The organism is Lunatimonas sp. (genome assembly GCF_020832325.1).
GTDB lineage: Bacteria > Bacteroidota > Bacteroidia > Cytophagales > Cyclobacteriaceae > Lunatimonas.
The window spans coordinates 1-16,783 of sequence record NZ_JAFIEU010000016.1 but is presented as its reverse complement, the minus strand read 5'-3'; the positions used below and the strand labels follow the sequence as shown (position 1 = coordinate 16,783).

Below are 16,783 nucleotides of genomic sequence, written 5' to 3'. Positions count from 1 at the left end.
TCGAAAAGCTCTGGAGAGCGAGGGGCACTGAGCAGCCGGCACTTCCTGCCCCCTGTTAGGATTGCTTTCTTGGGATTGAATTTTCTGAATTTTACTGTATATTTGACATGTAAGGTTTACTAAAGGAAAGAATAGTCGGCTCATGGCTGCCTGTTCTTTATTTTTTTCAGGGCATTGCTGCATGTAACCAACCCCCGAAGCCTTGCAATGATCCAGTTTCGTCGAACGCTTCGGGCTATTCCCGAATTTTCAGAAACCTCCATAAAAAAACACCCAAGCTCGTGGGTGTTAGGAATTCGAATCAATCCATAAAGAACCAGCTGCCAACTGCCGCGGCCAAGGCTTACAATTTATAGCGCATCAACTCTTCGTAAAGTGGCTGACAAGCTGCCAAAAGAGGTTCTAGGCTAGGTGGAAAAGGAATATCCTTGGGTCTATAGGGGGCAAACCCAGTGGAACGGTGTACGTTTGCATACCAATAGGGAGCCCAAATACCGTCCTCCTTTCGTGGCCCTGCTTCCCATGAAAGCATACCCGCCTCAAAAGGAATCCCAATTCGCTGACAGAGACGGTCCAAATAGTCCGCCGGATTCATCAAAAGGTCTTTGGAATCCACCACCACAAAAGGAAGCGATTCTTTTCGAAAATAATCCAGCAACTCTACCTGTGCCTGATAGCCTACATCGTGCATGGCCGGCTTTTCAATCACTTCACGAAAGGAAGACAGCATTTCCTTTGGTTCACGGGTAAGGATCACATTGAACCCTTCCCTCATAAACGTTCGGTCCAGATCCAACAGGTGGTGACACATATTTTTGAAAAAAAGCACCGGCTTCTCCTGATTGTCCAACATGGCCCGGATCACCCGGCCACCGTCATGCTCCATGGTTCGCAGGATATCGTCCGTACCCGGATGGTATTCCTTTGCGGGGCTGTGTGCCAGATAATACCCATACAAGGGCTCGTCAAAAACACGGGTATCCGTACGCTGCGCAAACGCATACATGAGCGCGGTGGAGATATTTCTGGGTCCAGACCAGACAAATATCCGCTTCGTAACCTGTATGTGACTCATGATTGTCGCTTGATTTCCTCCTGTATCATCCCCTCGTACCACTCGCTCAACTGCTTGGTCAACGGACCAAAAGACCCTTCTCCAATCGATTTGCCGTCAATGGCCGTAACTGGGGTAAGCCCTCCAAAGGTCCCTGTAACGAACGCCTCATCCGCACCATACACATCAAAGAGTGAAAAATCCTTTTGCCTGCATACCACACCATACCGCTCACAAAGTTCAATGACGTGCCCGCGAGTGATGCCATTCATACAATACTGCCCAGTGGAAGTCCATACTTCTCTGCCCTTGACCATAAAGAAATTGGTAGAATTACAGGTAGCTACAAATCCGTTTACATCCAGCATGAGGGCTTCGTCCGCCCCAGCCTCTAGGGCCTGTATCAATGCCTGCACCTCGTGCAGTTTACTGTGGCAATTGAGACGGGGATCGAGGTAATCGGGAGAACCACGTCGAATGGTACTGGTCCAGAGCGTTATCCCCCGGTTTTTATTTTCAAGGGAAGCCTGCTTGTGTTCGGCCACTATGACGACATTGGGTCCGGAAATCGTAAACCGGGGATCCTGCGACGGCGTCTTCTTAATACCCCGGGTTACCATAACCCGCACATGCACGTGGTCCCGCATGGCATTTGCATCCAAGGTCCGCTGTATGTCTGCCCGCAACGCTTCCCGGCTGAAGGGCAAATGCATACCCACTACCTTGGCAGACTGCCAAAGCCTGTCCAGATGTTTGTCCAAAAATAGCATCTGACCTTCGTGATACCGAAACGCCTCCCAAACACCATCTCCTACCAAGTACCCGCTATCAAACACGGAAATTTTGGCGTCCTGCCTTGGAAGTAACTCTCCATTGATAAAAATCCGTATGTCTCTATTCCGCTCGTCTTCTATCGCGTTGTGCGTTCCTTTTACCATGTTACTCTCTAATAACTAATTAAGTACTTCAATGCTATTCAATTCCGGATTGCCTCCCCGATTGCCACAACCGGCGGCTACATAAAACTTGCCGCCTAGGGGAACCACCTGCATCCCATGCCTGCCTCTCTCTAAGCGGTTCAATAACTTCCACCCTTTGCCTGGCTCAAAATATTCTACTTCGTCGTGGGCAGCAACCTGATGGTCACTCTCCCCTCCTACCACGATAAATCCATTGCCATAATTTACCGCAGAGTTGCCGGCGCGTTCAGTTGGCAAGTTAAAATCCGCAGGGAGAGTTTCCCACTTTTTCGTTTGGAAATCATATACATCCACTTCCGCAAAAGTGAGCTCAAACCCATGCCCTTCTTTGGCAAAAGACCTTCTTCCGCCAACTGCATACAGTCTGTCATCTAAAACCACCGCTTGGAAATGGTCCCTAACGCGGGGCATATCCGCGAGCTTGGTCCACTTGCCGGTTTGCGGGTCGTATTCATCCAGATACTCCCGGTTGTCAGCCCAATGGCCATCCTCGGCACCCCCCAATACATAAAATTTGTCCTGATACACCGCCACACCCGCAGCACCTCTTCTGCGATCGGCAGGGATTTCGTCCCCTTGGCTCCAGGTATCTGATGAGGGGTCGTAGATATAAACATGAGAAACGGGCGTTTCATGGGGATACCCCCCAGTAAATGCACCTATAACATAGATTTTGCCTTTATAAGGTACGGCTTGAAAATGGTGCATTTCAAAAGGCGCTGTCCCCTTCTTCTCCCATCGGTTGGTGTTGGGGTCAAAGGCTTCGACGGGTTTCATCCCCCTTCCTCCTAGCAGGTACAGTTTGTCACCGATTGCAGCGGCAGCACATTCATGCCTCTCCGTACACGTATTGACAGGATTTAACGTGGACCAGGTCTGTGCCTGAAGGGTACCATAGCTAAGCAGGCAGGTTGCAATAAGGAAGCATATCGATTTCATGGCGTAGGTTTAAATTGTTTGAAGGACGAATTTAGGCATTTCGGATCACTTACCCCCTGCTCCGGATTAAAAAGTACAATAAAGCGCGGCGATCGGAAACCGTAGGAACCTAAACCGGAAAATACGGACCGGTTTATAAATAATTTGAACCAAAATAAATTTACATCGTTTACGATATAATATGATACGATATATATCCAATCCATACGTTGAAACCAATGTACTTCAGAAAATTCTCCGAGTGTTACTTGGCTCCTTCATGATCCTTGCGGCCATCGGCCATTTCACATTTCAACGGGAAGAATTTCAAGCACAGGTACCCCATTGGATACCATGGAGCAAGGACTTGGTGGTAATTCTTTCCGGGATTGCAGAGTTAACTCTTGGCTTGGCTATGATCTTTTGGAAAAGGCATAGGGTTTGGGCTGGTTTGGCGTTAGCCGCCTTTTTTGTACTAATTTTTCCGGGTAACATCGCCCAATACATAAACGGTACGGACGCCTTTGGCCTGAATACGGATCAGGCACGTTTGATTCGCTTATTTTTTCAGCCGACCCTTGTGCTTTGGGCGCTTTGGTCTACGGGCGCGCTCAAGGTTCTGTTTGACCGAAGCAGGAATTCGCAAGAGCTTAACGGGACAAGGTTCTATGACCTGGAGGCTACAGACATTCAGGGTTTTTCCGTCAAAATGGACCAATACAAGGGCAAAGTGGTATTGATCGTGAATACAGCGACCAAATGTGGCCTCGCTCCTCAATTCGACGGGTTGGAAAAGTTGCACCAGGCCTACCAAACGAGTGGATTGGTGGTATTGGGCTTTCCAAGTAACCAATTCGCCAATCAAGAACCGGGCACAGACAAAAATATATCCGAAACCTGCAGCGTTAATTTTGGAGTCACCTTCCGGCTAATGAGCAAGGTGCAAGTAAACGGGAAAAACACCCATCCGGTATTTGTCTATCTCAAGCAGTCATTGGGCGGTCTATTTACCGATGATATCAAGTGGAACTTTACAAAATTCCTGATAGACCGCCAGGGTAATCCCGTGAAGCGCTTTGCTCCCACTACCAGTCCTGAACAAATTGAAGCTTTTATTAAAGATCTGCTTTAAATTCATCCCATGAATGACGACGTGCTAAAACTCGAAAATCAGATCTGCTTTCCGCTTTATGCGGCATCCAGACTGATCACCAAACACTACCAGCCCCTGCTTGAGGAGTTGGAGGTTACCTATCCGCAATACTTGGTGTTGCTATTGCTGTGGGAAAAGGACCGCCAAAAAGTTACAGAACTCGGAGAATGTCTTCTCCTCGAAAGCAGCACACTGACCCCGCTACTAAAACGACTGGAACAGAAAGGATTCATTCATCGGGCACGATCTCAAAAAGACGAACGACAGGTGATTATCAGCTTGACGGATTCCGGTAAACTGGCCAAGCAGGCCGCCTTACCAATCCCTGAAAAGCTTCTCCAATCCGTCCAACAAGGCCATATGAAACCGGAAGATTTAACTATGTTGAAAAGCATCCTGGACACGTTCATTCGCCTAAACCGCGGATGAGCATATAGGGATATCTCAGCAATCTAATCGGAAATGGGTCTAGACAGACTGTAGCAGAAACTGCCGAAAGGCCTGGTAGTCATTTTCCAAGGGAATGGCCCTTTTCTCGCCTTTCATAAAATCCATCAGCCGCTGCGGCATATCCAAGGTTTCGTCTAGCGTAGCCTCCACCACGTCCCGAAATTTGCCCGGATGGGCAGTCTCCAGAAATATACCCTCGTAGGCTTCCTTTTGGGAGGACATGAAGTCCTTCAGACCCAAGTAGGCCACTGCACCGTGGGGATCCATGATGTAGCCCGTGGATTGTTTCACAGCCTTCATGACTTCTCTGGTTTGGCTATCTGAATAAAAATACCCCTTCACTTTATCCCGAAGCAACGCCTCATCGCCACCATATAAAGCCAGCAACCGGTAAAAGTTACTGGGATTACCCACGTCCATGCTGTTGCTAATCGTTTGGATAGACTGCTTTGGAGCGAAAGGCTCTCCCTCCAGGTATTCCGGCACCACTTTATTGATGTTGGTAGCGGCTACAAAAGCATCTATGGGCAAGCCGGCCCGTTCTGCCAGCATACCCGCAGCGATATTACCAAAATTACCGCTCGGTACCGAAAAGGCAACTTTGCCGTGGCCTTCGGGCAATCTGGAAACTGCGTAAAAATAATAAAGGCATTGTGGAATCCACCTCGCGATGTTAATGGAGTTTGCAGAGGTAAGCAGCATTTTACCCTTCAGCGCAGGGTCGAGGAAGGCCTCCTTCACCATTCGCTGACAATCGTCAAACACGCCCTCTACCTCCAAGGCTATCACATTACCTCCCAACGTGGTAAACTGCTTCTCCTGCAATTCGCTCACCTTTCCCGAAGGGTACAATATGATCACCTCCACACCTTCGACACCAAAAAACCCATTGGCAACGGCACTGCCGGTATCACCCGAGGTTGCTACCAACACCTTGACCTGCTGCTTATCCAGCAACAAACTCATCAGCTTGGAGCAGAATCTGGCCCCAAAGTCTTTAAAAGCCAACGTGGGTCCGTGAAACAGCTCCAAGCTAAACACATGCTCCTCGACCTGTACCAAAGGAGCATCAAACTGCAGGGTATGATCTACCAAGTCCTTCATTTGCTCCTCGGATAAATCCTCAGAAAATAAGGCCCCAATCACTTCATAGCCAATCTCCCGAAAAGACATGTTCCTCATACGGGTAATAAGAGTCGAAGGGATAACCGGAATGGATTCCGGCATGTAGAGTCCCTGATCTGGCGCCAAGCCTTGAATGACCGCTTCTCGAAGGGTTACGGTGTGTGATCTATCGTTGGTACTGAAATACTTCATGCTACATGAGATTCGCAGAGAGGCGATCTGCGTATTAGGTTAATTTTTTCTCTTCAATGACGTAGGCGCCACGGGTGTTAATGGCTGAAACGTACACATCGATCTCCAAGCCGACCTTGTCGTACGCTTCCTGAGATCTTCTGCTGACTTCCCAGGCGATCTCTTCGGTAGGAGAAAGGATAAACAGCGTGGGACCTGACCCGGAGATACCGCAGCCCAATGCTCCTGCAGTTTTAATGGCCTCCTTCATTTCATCGTATCCAGGGATAAGAATTGATCGGGAGGGTTCTGCAATGACATCATTCAAGGATCGGCTAATAAGCGCCATATCCTCCTGGTAAAGTCCGGCCACTAGGCCAGCAATATTACCCGATTGGGTGGTGGCATCTTTTAAAGATACATGCTGCTTCAATACACTTCGCGAGTCAGCCGTGTTCAACACCAAATGGGGATGTACCAATGTGCAGTATAATCCTCTGGGTACGTTGAGCGGAATAACATCCAAAGGGTGGTAGTCTCGAATCAGCACAAAGCCTCCGAGCAATGCTGGGGAGACGTTGTCTGCGTGACCGGCCCCGCAGGCTACCCGCTCTGACTCAATCGCAAAGGGCAATAACGCAGACTTTTCAAAGGGGTTGCCCAGCAGTCGGTTCGTGGCAACCAAGGCCGCCACAGCCGAAGCCGCACTGGATCCCATCCCGCTTCCCAAAGGCAGTCCTTTGTACAATTCGATGTCAACACCACCTTTGTAACCCATTGCTTGAAGCATGGCGTTGACCGCTACCCCACAGGTATTTTTGTCAATCTCATAGGGAAGCTTCCCGTTATCCCCTTCAATGCGTGTAACCCGGATTTCGTTTAGCTCATTGAGGCTTACCGTTACCTTATCGCCAAGGCTGTCTACGGCAAAACCCAAGATATCGAAGCCACAGGACACATTGGCTACCGTAGCTGGCGCAAAGGCGGTTACTTTCTTCATTTCCATTTTTATCGGGAATAGTTACCTAATCGAATGATGTCTGCAAAAACTCCCGCGGCCGTCACATCGGCACCCGCTCCGGGACCCCGTATGATCATCGGAAATTCGTGGTAACGCTCGGTGGTAAATAGGATCATATTATCGCTGCCTACCAAAGAGTAAAAGGGATGGCTCGCATCTACTGAACGCAGCCCAACCGATGCCTTCCCATTTTCCAATACCGCCATAAACCGCAACTTTTCCCCCTTTCGGTTTGCTTCTTCCAACAATTCCTTGAAATGGTCATCGTGGGCACGTAGCTTTTGCATAAACTCCTCCACCGACTTGGTGTGGACGCAGTCGTCGGGTACCATGCTCTGCACCGTAACATCTTCAAAGTGCAGCTCCTGCTCTGCTTCTCTACCGAGGATCAGGATTTTTCGCGCCACATCCATCCCACTTAAATCATCCCTCGGATCTGGCTCGGTGTAGCCTTTTGCCTTGGCATTGGCTACCACCTCACTAAATGGAATTCCCTTGCTGAGCTCACTAAAAATAAAATTCATGGACCCGCTCAGTACCCCCTCGATCCGGATTACCCTATCTCCACTCAGAATAAGGTCTTGTAGGGTATTGATCACGGGTAAACCCGCAGCCACATTGGTTTCGTACAGAAACTTGATGTTTCGTTGACCCGAAAGCTTTTTCAATTCTTTGTATTTCTCCAAGGTTCCCGAGTTAGCCTTTTTGTTGGGCGTAACCACGGCCACCTTCGATTCCAGCACTCGCTGATAACTGTCGGCCACTTCCTGACTCGCTGTACAGTCCACGAGTACCGAATTGGAAAAATTCATGCTGTTCATGGTGTTCAGAAACACACTCAAATCCATGGGGAGGTCCTTTTCGGAGGGGACTGGGTTTTGGGAGAGGTCAAAGCCATCTTCGTCAAAAGCCATGTACCGGGAATTGGCCAAACCGTGTATTTTGATATCCAGCATATAATCCGACTGCAGCTTGGACAGTTGGTTGTTGATCATTTTGATCAAGGCCTTGCCGATCAAACCCACACCTACCAGAAAGACGTGCAACACTTTGTTGTCTGCGAGGAAAAACGCTTCGTGCAGGGCGTTCAACCCCTTTTGCAAATCTGTCTGTTTGATCACAGCTGAAATATTCAACTCGGAACTTCCCTGTGCTATGGCAGACACGTTAATGTTATTTCGGCCCAGCGCCTGAAACAGCCTGCCGCTGGCACCGGGATGATGCTTCATATTTTCCCCAACCACCGCAATGACTGCCATGTTAGGTACCACCGCTACAGTATCCATTTCACCGGCGATGATCTCATAATGAAATTCCTGCTCCAATACCGCTTTGGCCTTCTCCGCGTCGGATGATTTGATCGCGATACAGATGCTGTGCTCTGAAGAAGCCTGAGAGATCAAGATCACATTTACCTCCGAACGGGCCAATGCGCCAAAAACGCGGCTACTCACTCCCACCACTTCGACCAGACCGGAGCCCTGTACATTGAGCAACGAAATGTGGCTGAGGGAAGAAATCCCTTTAATCAGCTTATTGTTTTCGGTTTCTTCGCAGATCAGCGTTCCGGAGTTTGCCGGATCAAAGGTGTTTTTGATGTAGATGGGAATCCTCCGACGCATCGCAGGCTGCATCGTGGCCGGAAAAACGACCTTTGCTCCAAAATGGGAAAGCTCCATCGCCTCGCTATAACTTAACTGAGGAATGGTAATCGCTGAGTACACCAGCTTGGGGTCTGCGGTCATTACACCGGACACATCGGTCCATATTTCCAAGGAATCCGCCTTCAGTGCCGCGGCAAAAATCGCCGCCGTATAATCTGACCCGCTTCTCCCCAGCGTAGTGGTTTCACCCTTGTCGGTAGAAGCCACGAATCCGGTGATTGAAAGCAGTTTTCCCTTATTTTTTGTGTAAGCATCCCAGATGAGCTGATTGGTGGTGGGAAAATTTACCTTTGCATTGCCGAAGTGATCGTTTGTCCGAATTACCTCCCTTGCATCCAGGAACACCGTATCCATGGACTTTTCCCGGAGGGCTTCTGCCAGAATATAGGCAGAAATACGCTCCCCAAAGCTGACCACATAATCGGACGTGCGGGCAGAAAACTCCTTTATTAGGTAGATTCCGTGAAAAAGATCCTCCAACTCATTGAATCGAACCTTGACGTAGGTAAGCACAGATGACTGCCGTTGCACGGGAATAAGCTGTTTTACCAGCTGCATATGGCGCTTTTCCATGGCCAACAACAAGGGCTGATAGCCTGGGTCATTGTTTTTGGCCAGCCCAGCACAGCGCAACAGGTCCTCCGTCACCCCTCCGAACGCAGAAAAAACCACGGCAATGTCGCCTTTTTCCTTTTCCTTGCTAACAATGCTGAGGACGTTTTTAATTCTGTCTATATCACCGATGGATGAACCGCCAAATTTTAATATTTTCATTGCTTTACATGTAATTAAAAGGTATGAGAAAAGCCTAAAATAGACCTTGCAAAAAGGGGGGATATGTGGTTACAGAACGGGATTAACCCGTAATGAAGGTAAATGTACGACAGGTTGAACCGGTAGAAAAATGTGCGCAGTCAACCGTCCAAACTGATTCGGACGCCGGTTTACCTGATAATGTGTGTACTGCGAAATCCATACATTTTGAATTGAGGCACAATTCTAAGGACAAATTTTATATATCACAAGTTTTTACCGGCGGAATTACCAAAAGAAACCGCCGCTAAACTGCTTTGCCAAATTAGCCACGGTTAGTCCTCCTCCTAACCTACAGAACAAAAAAGGCTACCTACCGGCAGCCCTCTTTTCTTCGCGTATCAATCACGTGGGTGATCTGCCACCCCTCGGCGGTACGGATGAGCTGGAAGGAATTCACCCCACAATGGCTGAATTTGCCATCTACATAAAACTCATAGGGAGTCCAAGCATGGGCCAATAAACCGTCAACCTGTATGCTATATGCCAAAAGCCTTTCATCCAACTCCACCTCACTGGTACCGACCCGCTTCAAAAAATCACTGACATCGTTGGTACCCAATTTCGCAACTGAACCTTCCTGAACCACCGTCTGCATGACCGCATCCACGTGAAAGGCCTGTTGAATGGTTGCGCTATCCTTTTTCTTCATGGCAATAAAAAAAACCTGAAGCAGATCCCGGACCTCATTCTCCGGATTCACTTGCTGAGCGAACAATGCCTGATGGGCGCCGGCCAAAAACAGCCCAGCCAACAGAAGCGTTTTGATTATTCGGCTATTTCTCATCTATCGCGCCCCCAGTGTTGGTTTTTACATCCAATATCTTTGGATCTCCGCTGTACGTAATCCTGCCGCGAGTAGCAGCGGTACCCCTTAGGGATTCCGTTACCTGAAAGCTTCCTTTTGCATTGGTGTTGATCTTGACCTCTGCATGTTCCACTTCAAGCTCCTCTGCGTCAATTTCCGAATTCGTGGCGGCAGAAAAATCCAATTTGGAGGCTGTCCCCTTGACAAATATCTTCGCATTGGTCTGAGCTTCCAACACCAAATCCTGTGCCTGTACCACCCCCTCAATGTAACTGCTCGTAGCCGCTGACAATTGAGCAGAGCGGACTACCAATGGGTCCTTTAGAAAGACCTTGGCGCTGGTGGCTGCCTGTACACTCTCAAGGTCCACGTAGGTGACCGTGGCTTTCACAGTTGCAGACCGCGGTGATACGCCGGAAATCTTCAATTCGAGTTCCCTGTTGGTGACAGAGGTTTCCACTTTGGATAGCTCTAGTCCCGATGCTGTAATCTCAATTTCGTGTTTGTCTCCTTTTACGAAGACCGCCTCAATGCTATTGGATACCCTTACCCCGTTAAAAGCAGGCAAGGGCCTTGTCTCACTACTGGTTTGCGCAACCAACACATGGGTCAAAAAGAAACCCAATAAGCACGCAATTTGAATTTTACTCTTCATAAATACTTTTGTTAAGCATTGTTTTAACCTAATTAACGTACGGACTAAACCCCGCCATAAAGCTTAAAGGTCATGTTTCGCAGGGCGCCGGTATTCACCGCATAATGCATAGCCTCTGCAATGTCGGAAGGAGAAACCCATTGGGTGAAATCCGCTTCCGGCATGCTTTCCCTATTTTGAGGGGTGTCAATGATACTTGGTACAAACACGTGGGAACGAATCTGCGTTCCGGACACCGCATGAGCGGTATACTCTGCGAGATCTATCACAAGACCCTTACTCAAAGCGTATGCCAAAGCTTCTGTCCCCGTAGCCTTTTCCAACGAAGGCTTCGCGCCAACAAACAAAAAACAGCCCTGATTGGCCCTTTTCATAGCGGGCAGAAAAGCCTTGACCATGTTAAATGCGCTAAAAAAATTCAGCGAAAACATGCGGGAAAGGTCTGCCTGGGAGGTTTCCTCGAGCGATCCCATAGCAAAACCGCCAACGAGCAGCGCCAGGCAGTCCAATTCGCCATACTGCAAATGATACTCTTTGGCGAATGCAAGTACGGCCTGTTCGTCCGTGACATCCACTTGGTACACATCGTCTGCTTCATCCAAATCTGCATCACTGCCCGGTTCGACCAATGCGATCACCTGGTACCCTTCCCGCTTGAATTTGGCGATTACTGCCCGACCTAAATTACCTGTACTCCCTGTTACTATGATATTCCTATCCATTAACTATTTATTTACGTTTCTAAACGATAATTTTGTGGATCGCCTTCCAAATCCATAAAATTAAAGATTTATTTTTGAATTACTCATGAATTCCAGAAAAGACCAGATAGAAGTCTCTGAACGCCGACGTAGGACCATTTTTGTTGTAAAGATACTGGTGTATGTTGCTTTGCTGGCGACATCGGAGTATTTGGGTCCGCTTGTAGCCCCTTATTTTCCGAAAGTCTATCGGTTTCTCAACGCATTGGAAGTGGTGGTTGCTGGAAACCTGATCATTTCGCTGGGAAGAATCATCCTCATACGTTTTTACCTAAGAAAGAAGCGGCGAACGGGTTTGCACGGCAATTTTGTGTTGGGGATCAACCGCATCGTAAGCATATTGAATGTGATCATTGTGCTATTGAGCATTATGGTGCTATTTGATATCCAGCCACTTGAATTCCTCTCCAGCATTACAATCGTTGCTGCAGCTATTGCGTTGCTTTCCAAGGATTATATCACCAACATGATCAACGGGCTCATAATCATGTTTTCGGATCAGCTTACCCTTGGTGATCACATCAAGATGGGGGAATTTAAAGGCAAAATACAAGACATCACCCTGCTAAACGTTATCATTGCCAACGAAGACGATGATTTGGTGATGATACCAAACAGCCTGATCCTTTCCTCGAACGTAATCAATCACTCGCGCCAAAACGTGAAAAAGATCTCCTTGGAGTTTGAAATGAAGCTAAGTGAAAGACTCAATCTGGATGTGTTGGAAAACGCACTGTTGGGGCATTTTAAACCCCAGGATAAACATTTTTCCAAAAACTCCTTTATTCTCAAGGCGATGAGCATCCAAAAGGACGCTGTCAAAATCAAGGTCCAACTTCAGTTGGTAGGTGGGGATCGCGCCGTTGAAAAGAAAATCAAACGAATGCTCAATCAAAAAATCATCCAGTTGTCCAGTGAACTCTAAGCGCCAGAATTTTTTCAATGATGTCTACGAGGTCGTCCGCCAGGTACCTTTCGGCAGGGTAACCTCCTATGGTGCCATTGCGGCCTTTTTAGGCACCAAGGGCAGCGCACGAATGGTTGGGTATGCAATGAACGCCTCGCATGCCGCTGTTAACGTACCGGCACATCGGGTAGTAAATCGAAATGGGATACTCACGGGGAAAAACCATTTTGAGGACCCGACGGAGATGCAACGATTACTGGAGAGTGAGGGCGTCTTGGTTAGGGATGACCGTGTCGTTGATTTTGAGCGTTTATTTTGGGATCCCGAAAAAAATTTAATGACCTAAACATTTCTTATATTTATTAACAATAATTTAACAAAAACGCATTTCCAATAGCTATCTATTAATTTTTTACGACTTTATCCATAAATACATAAGAAATTTCTATCACCCACTAGGAGATTAAATAAGCTTTTTATACATTTGAAAGACGTTTTTTTTTATATGAAATAATGTGAAACTAAATCGGCAATATTATTGCATGCAAGCCAACCGTAAAATTTTGTCAACGTTCAAGGCATTCCAATTATGGCTGAAATTTTAATTGCTGAATCCCGCCTGATAAAACCAAATAGGGCGGTTGTATCTAGACGTCCGAAAAAACCAAGGGCTGCTAAGTTTTTAAATCCGAAACAAGACCAGCTAAAGCGGGCATTTGACATATTGGTCAGTGCAACCTTGTTTCTATTTGTGTTTTCTTGGCTATTTCCCCTAATTGCACTTAGTATCAAACTAGATTCAAAGGGTCCTGTTTTGTTCCGACAGTTACGCCACGGAAAAGACAATGTGCCTTTCTATTGCTTCAAGTTTCGCACCATGCACCCCAACAGGGAGGCTGATTTCAAACAGGCAACCCGAAATGACCCTCGAGTGACACGCATTGGGTCATTTTTGCGAAAAACCAGCCTAGATGAGCTCCCCCAATTTATGAATGTACTAATTGGGGAGATGTCTATAGTGGGCCCACGTCCGCACGCTTTACCTATGAATGACCGATTTTCGGCCGAAATAAACAATTTTATGTACCGTCACGCGGTACGCCCCGGGATAACCGGACTTGCTCAAGCAAAGGGTTTCCGAGGTGAAACAAAGACCTTCTACGACATCTATTCACGTTGCAAGCTCGATATTTTTTATGTGGACAATTGGTCCCTATTGCTGGATATGAAAATAATTGCTTGGACTGCCATCAGTTTGGCGATTAAAAAAACAGAAGTGTATTAGCGTTCCGATCGCTTTCGGATACTCAACAGGGATAAGCCCAAAAACATCAACGCTCCGTTTAGGATGAGGATTTCGAATCCAAATTTATACCCCCCAAATAGGGACTCGGAATGCCAAGATATTAAATACGCCAAACAAGGTGCAGCAACAGCGCAATACGGCACCCAACGGTCTCTCACCTGCCGCTTGGTGAAAAGACCAAAACTGTAAAGTCCCAATAGAGGCCCATAGGTGTAGCCTGCTATCAAAAATACCGCATTGATGACGCTTTGATCGTTTAGCCATTCTACAACCAAAATAACCACGAACATCAGACCCGTAAAACCCAAGTGCACTGTTTTTCGGACGCTCACCTGCTTTGCTGGCTCATATTTCTTTTGGATCTGCAGGAAATCGTAACAAAAGGAGGTAGTAAGTGCCGTCAGCGTGGAATCGGCACTGCTATACGCTGCGGCGGTAATGCCCAATACAAACACAATTCCTGCAAATGCAGAAAAATGGGTACTGGCAAGCAAAGGATAGAGATCGTCGGTCCTTGCCGGCAGGGCTATGTCATTTGCCTCTGCATACAGGTAAAGTAACACTCCCAAGGACAAAAAAACCAGGTTCACTACGACGAGGATATTAGTAAACCAAAACATATTTTTTTGTGCATCCTTTAGGCTTTTGCAAGTTAGGTTCTTCTGCATCATATCCTGATCCAACCCCGTCATGACAATGACTATAAACGCTCCTGCAAAGAACTGCTTGAAAAAATTGGTCCCTTCCTGCCAGTTCCAGTTGAAAACCCGTGAATATGGGTGGGAGGACACGACCTCCACCATTTCAACAAAACCCAACCCCAACGCTTGCTTGACCAAAAAAATGCTCACCAACACAGCCGCCAACATGAACAGGGTCTGTAGGGTATCGGTCCAAACAACCGTTTTAATTCCCCCACGATGTGTATAGAGCCAAATCAGCGAAACAGTCACCAATACGGACACCCAAAACGGTACGCCCCAGGCATCAAACAGGATTAACTGCAACACACCGGCCACCAAAAACACCCGAATGGAGGAACCCAAGGTTCGGGACAAGACAAAGAAAAAAGCACCCGTTTTGTAGGACCAAAACCCAAACCGCTCCTCTAGATAGGCATATATGGAAACTACATTCAACCGGTAATAGAGCGGTAACAGCACCTTGGCAATGACCGCATATCCAAGCGTATACCCCAAAATCATCTGGAAATAGTAAAAAAAGCTATTTCCAACTTCTCCAGGAACTGAGATAAAGGTGACACCAGAAAGGGAGGCCCCAATCATGCCGAAAGCAACCAAAAACCATGGTGACTGTCTATCACCGGTAAAAAAAGTCTCTGTAGAAACCTTTCTTGTGGTGAGCCAGGAAATTAGAAACAACAGCAAAAAATAACCTCCTATGACGGCTAAAATCAGGGTGATATCCATATGCGATCAGGCTTGAGGACGCTAAAGTTGTGACAATTTATTATCTTTGCAAAATGAAACCACTAGAACATTTGATCGAAATCGAAGAAGACGTACTACTTGAGGAGCAAGTCGACCAAGAGGAGCACGACTTGGTCGTATTCAATGACGATGTGAATACCTTTGAGCATGTAATCCGCATCCTGATGAAAGTGTGTGGTCACACAATGGAACAAGCCGAACAATGTTCCCTTATTATCCATTACAAGGGTAAATGCTCGGTAAGAAAAGGCAGTTTTGCAAAACTGAAACCGATGTGTGAGTCCATCCTAGATGCCGGGATTCAGGCTACAATTGTCTAATTCGGGCCATCGTGAATTTTCCCTCCAAGCTCATAGAAGACGCCGTGGCAGAGATCAGTAGATTACCTGGCATTGGCAAAAAGACGGCCCTAAGGCTGTCTCTTCATCTATTGAAACAAGATGCTTCTGTAGCCACTTCCCTCGCGAAAGCCATCATAGATCTGCGGACTAAGACCAACTATTGCAAGATTTGTCACAACCTATCCGATACGGAGATCTGCCCAATCTGCGGAGGACATCGCAGGGATCACACGGTTATCTGCGTGGTAGAAGACATCCCTGATGTACTTGCGATAGAGAATACTTCCCAATACAATGGTTTATATCACGTGCTCGGTGGGGTGATCTCTCCCATACAGGGAGTGGGACCCGAGAACATCCACATAGACTCCCTAATCGCTCGTGTGGAACGTCCCCATAGCGGAGATCCGGTAAGAGAGATTATTTTGGCACTTCCTGCAACCATGGAAGGAGACACCACTTCTTTCTATCTAAGCCGAAAACTCAAACCCACTGGCACCAAGATCAGTACGATCGCAAGGGGAATACCGGTGGGTGGCGAGCTCGAATTCACCGACGAAGTGACTCTTGGCAGAAGCATCCTGTCCCGTACAAATTATTCGTCTGAATAATTTGGCGAATTCAAATCCATATCTATCTTTGCATTCCCATCAGCGGACGGGCGACCACCTGCAAAATAGTTGGTTACTAGTTCTTATCTAGTTAGAAATAAATTGGGGGATTAGCTCAGTTGGCTAGAGCGTCCCGACACAGGTCGGGAAGGTCAACGGTTCGAATCCGAAGATAATAATGGGGGATTAGCTCAGTTGGCTAGAGCGTCCCGACACAGGTCGGGAAGGTCAGCGGTTCGAATCCGAAGATAACAATGGGGGATTAGCTCAGTTGGCTAGAGCGTCCCGACACAGGTCGGGAAGGTCAACGGTTCGAATCCGAAGATAATAATGGGGGATTAGCTCAGTTGGCTAGAGCGCTACACTGGCAGTGTAGAGGTCATCGGTTCGAATCCGTTATCCTCCACCATTTAAAAAAGTCTTTGACTGAAAGGTCGCGACAGTTGTTGGAGGGTTTATCGTGGCAAACAGACTATATAAAGGTCGGATTAGCTCAGTTGGATAGAGCGTCCCGACACGGGTCGGGAAGGTCATCGGTTCGAATCCGTTATCCTCCACCAGATAAAAAAGTCTTTGACTGAAAGGTCGCGACAG

Annotated in this window: 18 protein-coding genes and 1 tRNA gene; 8 read left to right on the top strand and 11 right to left on the bottom strand. The window is 47.5% G+C overall.

Annotated elements, in window-relative coordinates; all coding sequences use genetic code 11:
- Positions 1 to 343: 343 nt before the first annotated feature.
- From JJU34_RS05805 to JJU34_RS05795, 3 genes are read right to left on the bottom strand one after another with little or no spacing between them, the layout of a single operon-like run.
- The gene (locus JJU34_RS05805; protein ID WP_228691386.1) at positions 344 to 1,075 is read right to left on the bottom strand and encodes a sulfotransferase family protein; all 732 of its coding nucleotides are present in this window, start codon (positions 1,073 to 1,075) and stop codon (positions 344 to 346) included.
- Complete coding sequence (locus tag JJU34_RS05800; RefSeq protein ID WP_228691385.1) at positions 1,072 to 1,992, bottom strand: aminotransferase class IV; 921 nt, start codon at positions 1,990 to 1,992, stop codon at positions 1,072 to 1,074. Before JJU34_RS05800 ends, JJU34_RS05805 begins: the two co-directional genes overlap by 4 nt.
- A 15-nt stretch (positions 1,993 to 2,007) precedes the next feature.
- Positions 2,008 to 2,973 carry a kelch repeat-containing protein gene (locus JJU34_RS05795; protein WP_228691384.1) on the bottom strand — a complete coding sequence of 322 codons (966 nt, stop codon included), beginning with the start codon at positions 2,971 to 2,973 and terminating at the stop codon, positions 2,008 to 2,010.
- A gap of 181 nt (positions 2,974 to 3,154) precedes the next feature.
- Between JJU34_RS05795 and JJU34_RS21765 the strand changes: the two genes are divergently transcribed.
- Both JJU34_RS21765 and JJU34_RS05780 read left to right on the top strand, forming a co-directional pair.
- Positions 3,155 to 4,084 (top strand): hypothetical protein, encoded by a 930-nt coding sequence (locus JJU34_RS21765; protein WP_366512675.1) that lies wholly within the window; start codon positions 3,155 to 3,157, stop codon positions 4,082 to 4,084.
- Positions 4,085 to 4,093: 9 nt separating this feature from the next.
- Positions 4,094 to 4,534, top strand: a complete 441-nt coding sequence (locus JJU34_RS05780; RefSeq protein WP_228691383.1) for a MarR family transcriptional regulator — start codon at positions 4,094 to 4,096, stop codon at positions 4,532 to 4,534.
- A gap of 39 nt (positions 4,535 to 4,573) precedes the next feature.
- On the opposite strand, the gene thrC is transcribed toward JJU34_RS05780, so the two are convergent.
- The 6 genes from thrC to JJU34_RS05750 form a co-directional block, all read right to left on the bottom strand.
- Entirely contained in the window at positions 4,574 to 5,872 is a 1,299-nt protein-coding gene (gene thrC / locus JJU34_RS05775) for a threonine synthase (protein ID WP_228691382.1), read from the bottom strand.
- 34 nt (positions 5,873 to 5,906) lie between these two features.
- Positions 5,907 to 6,851 carry a homoserine kinase gene (locus tag JJU34_RS05770; protein WP_228691381.1) on the bottom strand — a complete coding sequence of 315 codons (945 nt, stop codon included), beginning with the start codon at positions 6,849 to 6,851 and terminating at the stop codon, positions 5,907 to 5,909.
- Positions 6,852 to 6,859: 8 nt separating this feature from the next.
- Positions 6,860 to 9,310, bottom strand: a complete 2,451-nt coding sequence (thrA, locus tag JJU34_RS05765; protein WP_228691380.1) for a bifunctional aspartate kinase/homoserine dehydrogenase I — start codon at positions 9,308 to 9,310, stop codon at positions 6,860 to 6,862.
- Positions 9,311 to 9,662: 352 nt separating this feature from the next.
- Positions 9,663 to 10,136: a nuclear transport factor 2 family protein gene (locus JJU34_RS05760; protein ID WP_228691379.1), complete on the bottom strand. Its 474-nt coding sequence runs from the start codon at positions 10,134 to 10,136 to the stop codon at positions 9,663 to 9,665.
- Complete coding sequence (locus JJU34_RS05755; RefSeq protein ID WP_228691378.1) at positions 10,126 to 10,812, bottom strand: head GIN domain-containing protein; 687 nt, start codon at positions 10,810 to 10,812, stop codon at positions 10,126 to 10,128. Before JJU34_RS05755 ends, JJU34_RS05760 begins: the two co-directional genes overlap by 11 nt.
- Positions 10,813 to 10,856: 44 nt before the next feature.
- A complete protein-coding gene (locus JJU34_RS05750) occupies positions 10,857 to 11,534 on the bottom strand; it encodes an SDR family NAD(P)-dependent oxidoreductase (RefSeq protein WP_228691377.1) in 678 nt (225 codons plus the stop codon).
- An 85-nt stretch (positions 11,535 to 11,619) separates the two neighbouring features.
- Here JJU34_RS05750 and JJU34_RS05745 point away from each other — a divergent pair, with 85 nt between their 5' ends.
- From JJU34_RS05745 to JJU34_RS05735, 3 genes are all read left to right on the top strand, one after another.
- The gene (locus tag JJU34_RS05745; protein ID WP_228691376.1) at positions 11,620 to 12,498 is read left to right on the top strand and encodes a mechanosensitive ion channel domain-containing protein; all 879 of its coding nucleotides are present in this window, start codon (positions 11,620 to 11,622) and stop codon (positions 12,496 to 12,498) included.
- Positions 12,488 to 12,826, top strand: a complete 339-nt coding sequence (locus tag JJU34_RS05740) for a methylated-DNA--[protein]-cysteine S-methyltransferase (RefSeq protein WP_228691375.1) — start codon at positions 12,488 to 12,490, stop codon at positions 12,824 to 12,826. The genes JJU34_RS05745 and JJU34_RS05740 overlap by 11 nt, the downstream gene beginning before the upstream one ends.
- Positions 12,827 to 13,069: 243 nt before the next feature.
- Positions 13,070 to 13,765 (top strand): sugar transferase, encoded by a 696-nt coding sequence (locus tag JJU34_RS05735; protein ID WP_228691374.1) that lies wholly within the window; start codon positions 13,070 to 13,072, stop codon positions 13,763 to 13,765.
- Here JJU34_RS05735 and JJU34_RS05730 read toward each other — a convergent pair.
- The gene (locus tag JJU34_RS05730; protein WP_228691373.1) at positions 13,762 to 15,216 is read right to left on the bottom strand and encodes a sodium:solute symporter; all 1,455 of its coding nucleotides are present in this window, start codon (positions 15,214 to 15,216) and stop codon (positions 13,762 to 13,764) included. The genes JJU34_RS05735 and JJU34_RS05730 overlap by 4 nt on opposite strands.
- A 53-nt stretch (positions 15,217 to 15,269) precedes the next feature.
- Here JJU34_RS05730 and JJU34_RS05725 point away from each other — a divergent pair, with 53 nt between their 5' ends.
- The 3 genes from JJU34_RS05725 to JJU34_RS05715 all read left to right on the top strand — a co-directional run bounded on the left by JJU34_RS05725 (position 15,270) and on the right by JJU34_RS05715 (position 16,598).
- Positions 15,270 to 15,557: an ATP-dependent Clp protease adaptor ClpS gene (locus JJU34_RS05725; protein ID WP_228691372.1), complete on the top strand. Its 288-nt coding sequence runs from the start codon at positions 15,270 to 15,272 to the stop codon at positions 15,555 to 15,557.
- Between the two features lie 11 nt (positions 15,558 to 15,568).
- Positions 15,569 to 16,189: a recombination mediator RecR gene (gene recR, locus JJU34_RS05720; protein ID WP_228691371.1), complete on the top strand. Its 621-nt coding sequence runs from the start codon at positions 15,569 to 15,571 to the stop codon at positions 16,187 to 16,189.
- A gap of 332 nt (positions 16,190 to 16,521) precedes the next feature.
- Positions 16,522 to 16,598 (top strand) — tRNA-Ala (locus tag JJU34_RS05715).
- Here JJU34_RS05715 and JJU34_RS05710 read toward each other — a convergent pair.
- The coding region (locus JJU34_RS05710) for a hypothetical protein (RefSeq protein WP_228691370.1) at positions 16,586 to 16,783 on the bottom strand (198 nt) is incomplete at its 5' end. The genes JJU34_RS05715 and JJU34_RS05710 overlap by 13 nt on opposite strands.